Source organism: Streptomyces sp. NPDC001068 (assembly GCF_042897315.1).
In the GTDB taxonomy this organism is placed as follows: domain Bacteria; phylum Actinomycetota; class Actinomycetes; order Streptomycetales; family Streptomycetaceae; genus Streptomyces.
On sequence record NZ_JBIAYD010000036.1, the window covers coordinates 1 to 6,855 of the forward strand.

Here is a 6,855-nt window from a genome sequence, read left to right on the forward strand (position 1 = left end):
GCCAGCAGATCGGCCGCTGCGAACCGGAGGATTCAGCCCGCGCTCACACCATCAGGCGACACCAACACCACTCAAAGGCTCACGAACCGCCCTCTGAGAGATCTGAAGGGTTTGTGGGTTTGTTTGGCGGGGGTGGCCTCGTCTGTCTGGGGTGCGGTGGTGCTTCCGAGGCGCTCGGTGCGTCCGCTCCCGTGTCTGGGGCCGTTGCGGTGTCTGTGGCCGCGTGGGTGTCTGGGGCCGCTCGCAGGCCTGTGGCCGTGTGCGTGTCTGTGGCTGCCGGCGTGGGCGTGGGCGTGGGTGGGCCTGTGGGTGGTGGCTGGTTGTGGTTGTGAGGGGCCGTGGGGGCGGGGGTGGGGGTGGTGAGTGGTTCGGGGGTGCGGCGGGGTGTGATGGCGGGTGCCGGGTTCACTCATATCGGTAACGGGCTGGTCAGGGACGGCCGGTTGTCGTTTAGAGCGAGGGGGATTTTCGGGTTTGTGTCCTCGCATCGGGACGGATGGCGGGTGACCGTCGCTGATCTGGTGTCGGTGGGTCCTGATGGCCGGGAGGCGGTCCGTGCCGGTCTACTCGAACTCGAGCGGTATGGCTATCTGGTACGGGAACGGCTGCGTCGCGGGGACGGGACGCTGGGTGGGGTGGTGTATGCGGTCACCGATCGTCCGGCGGTTCCCGGTGGGTGTGTTCCGGTGACAGTGCCGGCTGTCGCGGTCGTGGATGAACGCGACGCGGGCGGCGGTTCGGGGGTGCGGCGGGGTGTGATGGCGGGGGCGGGTTTTACCCGGGTGGGGAACGGGTTGTTGAGGGATGGCCGGTTGTCGTTTAGAGCGAAGGGGATTTACGGGTTCCTGTCCTCGCACCGGGAGGGCTGGCATGTCTCTGTCGCCGGTCTTGTGCGCGGGGGCTGTGAGGGCGTTGTGGCGGTCTCGGCGGGGATCGGGGAGCTGGAGTGTTTCGGGTACCTGTGCCGTGGCCGTGAGCGTCATGGGGACGGCACGCTGGGCCGGGCGTTGTATGTCATCACTGATCTGCCGGCCGGGCAGGATCCCGGTTCGCCGCCTGGGTCGGGTTTTCCGGGATTGGCTGAGCCTGTGTTGGCGGGCCGCGGCGGTAAGAAGACCAGGGGTAAGAAGACCACGAGAGAGAAGACCAGTTCCTTCCCTCCGTGCGGAGCCGGGGCTGCCGGTCTGCCGGTGGCCGTGTACCAACCGGGCGGGCAGGACAGCCGCCCCGGGCAGGCCGGGCAGGACAGTCGTCCCGGGCAGGGTGGGCCGGACGGGTCGGGGGCTGCGACTGCACCGGGCGCGCCGGGCTCGATGGCTGCGCCTGTTCCGTCGGCTGATGTGATGCATGCAGGTATCCGGCTGCTGTTGGAGGTCGGTGCGGTGCGTCCCGAGTTGCTGCTGACCGGGAAGACGCTCACGGACCAGGGGCGGGTGGTGACGGTGATGCTGGAGGCGGGCTGGAGCGCGGAGCATTTACGGCAGGTCATTGCCGGCCGTCCGCTGCCTGATCCGGTACACAGGACGGTCGGGGCGATCATCGCCGCCCGTCTGCGCGCCGCCCAGGCCTATCCGCCGCCCGCCGGTGGGGCGGGACGGTGGGACGGGCCGGTGCGGGATGACAGAACGCGGCCGGAGCAGAACACCTCGGCGGCTTCCCGCTCGGTGGGGGAAGCACTGGCCTGGCGGGCTCTGGTCGAGTGCGCGGGATGCGGGCGTCCGGGGACGGCTACGGGCGAGGATCTGTGCCCGGCCTGTCTGGGCTGGCCCTTGTGCCGTACCTGCCCCGGTCCGACACCGCGGCACGCTCACCCTCGGGGGGACGGCCGCTGCACCACCTGCACATCGGCCGTGAACGGTGTTCACGCGGAGAAAGGCAGCCCGTGACAGGCCCCGCGGGTGGCGCTTTATGCGGTCCTGGGCTCCGTACCGGTCAGGTGCGGTGACCCGCACAGTGCGTCGCGCTGAAAGCACTTGCCGGATGGGTGACACCTTGGTGATCTGCCGATTGCGGTGTGCGGCGGACGAAGGCCGTCCGCTGTCGGGGTACTGGCTCACGTACACAGGCCGGTACAGGCTCAAATACAAAGATCCAGATGTCTGAACTGACCTGCAAGAAGTGGGTGGTGGGGCCGCCCGATGAGGGTGTCTATGGGCCACTCCGAGTGGTCAAGGGCGCCTACGGCAGCGCTCCGCGCTGGGCTCCGCCCACCCTGGACAACTCGTCCCGGCCCGAAGTTCGGCAGCTATCAGCCGGCCCCCAACGAGTGGCACCCGATCTCTGTACGTGAACCTGTACGGACCTCCGCGCATGACCTTGTACGCCGACATCCGCCACGGTGTGGGCCCCCTGCGGGCCTATCCCGCCCTGCGCCCGCGCCGCTGAGTGGCTCGTGCTCACGAGGCCGCAACGAGTGTTCGGCAGCTCTGACTGCGCCTGGCGTGCCCCAGTGGACGGAGGGGGCGGGTCAGGGTGTGCGGCCCTGCCAAGGGGGGCAGCGGGGGAGTCGGTGTCGACAGGCTCCGGCCGGTCGGGTGGGTTGGCGGACTCCGTGGGCGGGCGAGGAGCGGACGGTCAGGTGCCCGCGGCACCATCGGCGGGACATTCCCGTTCTGGCAGATGCCCCTCATCGGCAGCACGGGGCCCAACCGGGCCGCTACAGCAACGGGGCGTCCCTACGAGCCTGTAACACGATCCTGTGACCTCAGATTCTGCATCGCAGGCACATGGCTGCCTGCTCGCTCGCGATACTGGGCCCATGGACAGCCACGAAGGCACCGCGACGCTTGAGTGGTGGGCCAATCGCTCGACGTGTCTGGGCAGGCTCCGTGTGCAGGTCGTGGTCCGTGCCGCCGGAGACAACTGGACGTCCGAGGCGACCTTCGAATCTCCCCTGGCCGCGGAGGACAGGGAGAGCTTCGACTTCCTGATGCGGCTCGATCCGCACTTCACCTTGCGCTTTGACGACGCGAGCACGCTGCTGGTCAGGGTCGTCGAAGCACGAGTCGAGGGACGGCTCATCCTCACCGCAGCCGAGGCAGGCACAGCAGAGCAGACCGGAACGAGGCACGCACCGCACCAGTAGCCCCGGGGACCTTCAAGATGGTGGGCTGGCAGAGATCACTTGGGGTGCGATCAAGAGTGGGTGGCTCTGTCGATGACGAGGAGCAGCGTTTCTCGCGCAGTTCGGGAGGCATTGCCTGCGTCGAATATCGACGGCTTCGGACAGCAGCGCGGTACCGACCGGCAAGAAGCCGACTGCCGCTCGTCCGGGGCACAGGACAAAAGCGCTGGCTACGGGCGCAGGTGGCGGCCGTCGTCCCGCCGTTGCCGAGTAGCGGCAATGCCTTCCGTTCTCGTCGACATCGAGATCCGAGGCCGGAGAGTGCCTCCCGAAGCCGTCGACAACTGCTGTCATGTGCCGTCGATAAAGCCAAGTGGGCTTTCTTGAGCCGTCTCCAGCAGATGACGTAGCAGGCCGGCGAAACGAATGCTTCGTGGAGTTCGGTTCGGCGTTCCCAGCGAACGGCGAGACGTCTGAACTGATGGAGCAGGGCGAAAGTCTGTTCCACGACGTAGCGGAGCTTGTCCATGCCCGTGATGTTCGGTGATCCCTTGCGTGAGATGACAGGGTGACCGCATCGTCCACGGCGACCTGCAGGCCGACAACATGGTCCGCGACCACCACCTCGGGGTGACCTTCGTGGACTGGGCACACGCCACCACCGGCCCGGCCTGCATCGACGCCGCCTCCCTCGCCCCGCGGCTCGTCCTCGCCGGACACGCACCTGCAGACGTCGCCCGGCTGCTCCGCGACCACCCCGCCACCGCGAGCAGCCCCGACACCACTACGGCGTTCCTTCCCGCACTCACCGGCCACCGGCACCGCAACGCCCGCCGGCCCGCCCCCCCGGGGCCCCGGACTGCGCCCCTATCAGCACCGGGCAGCGGCAGCCGGCCTCGCACTCCTCCACCACCGCCTGAGCTGAAGCAGCTGTACAGACCTCATGCCAGCGGCCGGCACGCCCTGTGTCAGTGACGCAGCATTGCGCGTCAGTAGGGGGACCGGCCGCTGTGCACGCAGGCCGCCGGGACACCGGCCTGCGGAACTCTTCGGCGTGTGGGCCTACGTACTGCACGGAGGCGAACACCGGCTCCCGTCCGGGCGTCCGGCGGACCCCGGAGCCGACGCGGTGGTCCGCGCATGGTCGCCCCGACCATGACCCCGACCACGCTTTCGGCTGTGCCGCGTCCAGCCCCGACCACGGCTGGTCAGCGCCCCGCTGACACCCACAGAGACCGGGACGCGGTTGGTTGCCCTCCTCCGGCCCCTCGTGGTGCTCCGACCGGTTGGCTGTCGGCGTTCGGGTGCGCGGCTGACCAGGTCGACATGAGGCGGACACACGCTGATCCGGTGGCCGACTACTTCGCTGCGGGGAGTCTGCCGGCGAAGCACAGACCCGTGCCCCATTGCCGTCGTTTATGGCGGCCGCACGTCAGACCTGGCGGTGCCCAGCCCCCGTCCAGGGGACGCGCTGGTCGGGGTTGTGGACGGGGCGCCACACGGGTGCGCAGGGGCCGTCCTGGAGCAGGCCGGCCAGCGGTGCCGCCAGGACGGGGACGTCGTACAGGAAGCGGGACGGCGCCAGCAGCCCGGCCTGCGCGCGCAGGGCGCTGATCCGGTTCTCGACACCGGCCGGTCCGGTGCCGTCCAGGACGAACAGGAGACGGGGGAAGAGCGGGTAGCGCCGCCGCCACCCCTCAACCGCCGCTTCCTGTCCGGTCGGCCGGCGTCCCGGGACCACGGGCACGTAGCGGTGGAGGCGCTCGTACGCGGTCAGCTTCGCGGCCAGGCGTTCGGGCCCCATGGTGGCCCGGTCGACCTCCACGAACGCCCGCAGCATCGACCCGCTGTCGCCGTCGGCAGGACCGCGCCGGTAGTACAGGAGCGCGTCGGGGATGACGGCCTCGCCGCTCCCGATCGGGTGGTGGACCTCGCAGATCCAGTCCAGCGGCTCGCACACATCGCCGCGGTGGCGGGCGTCCTCGAGGAAGACGAGCGCGGTCTCGGTCACGGTCAGCGTGTGGCCGGCCTTCAGCCGCACGGCAGTCGGATCGGACACGGTCCTGGACGGCCGGCGCCCGCGCAACTCGGGCCACTCACAGGCGAGCCGCACGCCGTACTCAGTCGGAAACCACACCCGCGTCCGTCCGGCCTGCGGCAGCGTGATCCGCTCGACCAGCCCCTCCACGCGCAGCCGGGCCAGCCGCCGCCTCGTCTGCTCGATCCGCACCCCAGGCGCGATCACCCGGTGCATCTGCTCGGTAGTGGCCATCCGGTACTGCGCCAGCACACCCAACGCCAGCCGGTCCCCGCTGCCCACATCCACACCGATCATCACAGATCCGCTCGCCTCCCGTCCGGCGCGGCACCGTCCCGTCCGGCACCGTGCCTACCAGTCACAGCAGCAGCCGACCCCTACCAAAACCCCGACCACGAAGGCCCAACCACGGTCACGAAGCGACAACACCTCCGTGGACCAGGCCCACATCCCCGCCGACAACCCGTCCGACAACCATCCGCCCGCTCTACCGGGACTGTCCGTGAACCCGCAGGTCACCACGCTGGTGCGGCCGCGGTCGGAGAGCCGACATCCCCTCTACGCCCCCAAGTCCACGCCCCACAGCAGGAAGAACAGGAAGAAGTGGGTGGGTGGGACAGGCCCCGGACGGCGAGCGAGGGGATCGGGCTCCGCTGGTGTCCCTCGCGCGCGACCGGGGGGCCGCGCGCGACGACGGGCGGGCAAACCGCCCAGCCGCAGAGGAGGGAAAAGCGTGGCTGCGGTGTCGTACCCAGCGAATACGGCCGGAGCCAACGGCGCGGGACGTGTTCGGGGTGGGGGTGGGGTCCTGGCCCGGCCCACGGCGTCCCGGGGGCGGCCTCCAGCGCCGGACCACGTCCCGGTCCAGGCCGCCTCCGGCGTCCCCGAGCCCCGTGCCGCCGCGCGGCCTTCGTGTGCCTCACCAGGATCTCCACCTTGAAGGGCACTCCCATGCACGCACTCACCTGCGGCACCTGTTCCACCGGCCCCCGGCAGCGAGTTCCGCGCCTTGCCCTGCGACCTGTTCGCATGCCCCGCCGGCCACCCCCTCGCCCCGTAGAACGCCGACTCGGACGATCCCACCGTGTGGGCCGTCGACCCCTCCGGAACCCTCGGCTACGTCACCGCCCCACCACGCCCTGGACGCCCTAGGCGAAGCCCTCGCCGATCTCGGCGACGCTCACGAATCCCACAATCCCGCATACGCGACCACGAATTCTTTACGGAGCCCCGTCGACGCATTCGGGGAATACACGGCCGCATTTATTGCTGGAGTCGCACAGGTATTCATGCGGTAATTGAAGAGCCCCCGGGCCGTCATCCCAGAATCCATCCGGCGCCGGAATATGACGCATTCTCGGATACGGGGCCGCACGTATCGGCGTTCCGTACCGTGGGCGCGGCGTGAGCCCAGAAAGTATCCCTGTCCGAGAATTGACGCATTCACAGAGGGCGGAATGGTGGTGGCGTGTCAGCCCAGAAACTAGCCAGGTATCAACTTTGACGCACGACTCTGCCTTGACGGCCCGTCAGGACTGGTCGCGGCGGCGAGAGTTCGGCACCCGCCTGCCGCCGCCGCGCCTTTCGCCTGACTGCGGAGCAGACAGGCCCCCGACCAGTGCGGAGCGCTGGTCGGGTAGGGCGGGCACGGAGTGCCTGCCCGTGCCCGGACGGAGTCCGGGCCTTTCGGCGCGTAGCGCCGGTAAGTGCCGCGTAGCGGCACCGCGTCGCGTCTGCGGAGCAGACCGCGCGC

General features: G+C 69.7%; 4 protein-coding genes. 3 read left to right on the forward strand and 1 reads right to left on the reverse strand.

Going from position 1 to position 6,855, the window contains the following annotated elements; all coding sequences use genetic code 11:
* Positions 1–503 precede the first annotated feature (503 nt).
* From ACFY3I_RS43465 to ACFY3I_RS43475, 3 genes are all read left to right on the forward strand, one after another.
* Positions 504–1,886 (forward strand): hypothetical protein, encoded by a 1,383-nt coding sequence (locus ACFY3I_RS43465; protein ID WP_390866479.1) that lies wholly within the window; start codon positions 504–506, stop codon positions 1,884–1,886.
* An 872-nt stretch (positions 1,887–2,758) separates the two neighbouring features.
* Positions 2,759–3,085, forward strand: coding sequence for a hypothetical protein (locus ACFY3I_RS43470; RefSeq protein WP_390866480.1), 327 nt, complete (start codon positions 2,759–2,761; stop codon positions 3,083–3,085).
* Between the two features lie 585 nt (positions 3,086–3,670).
* Positions 3,671–4,039: a hypothetical protein gene (locus ACFY3I_RS43475; protein ID WP_390866481.1), complete on the forward strand. Its 369-nt coding sequence runs from the start codon at positions 3,671–3,673 to the stop codon at positions 4,037–4,039.
* A 457-nt stretch (positions 4,040–4,496) separates the two neighbouring features.
* Here ACFY3I_RS43475 and ACFY3I_RS43480 read toward each other — a convergent pair whose 3' ends face one another.
* Positions 4,497–5,399, reverse strand: coding sequence for a replication-relaxation family protein (locus ACFY3I_RS43480; protein WP_390866482.1), 903 nt, complete (start codon positions 5,397–5,399; stop codon positions 4,497–4,499).
* Positions 5,400–6,855 lie beyond the last annotated feature (1,456 nt).

What these genes read in the sequence shown, in the direction of transcription:
- ACFY3I_RS43480 (WP_390866482.1), bottom strand. Translation starts at nt 5,399, where the DNA reads ATGATCGGTGTGGATGTGGGCAGCGGGGACCGGCTGGCGTTGGGTGTG.
- ACFY3I_RS43470 (WP_390866480.1), top strand. Translation starts at nt 2,759, where the DNA reads ATGGACAGCCACGAAGGCACCGCGACGCTTGAGTGGTGGGCCAATCGC.
- ACFY3I_RS43475 (WP_390866481.1), top strand. Translation starts at nt 3,671, where the DNA reads ATGGTCCGCGACCACCACCTCGGGGTGACCTTCGTGGACTGGGCACAC.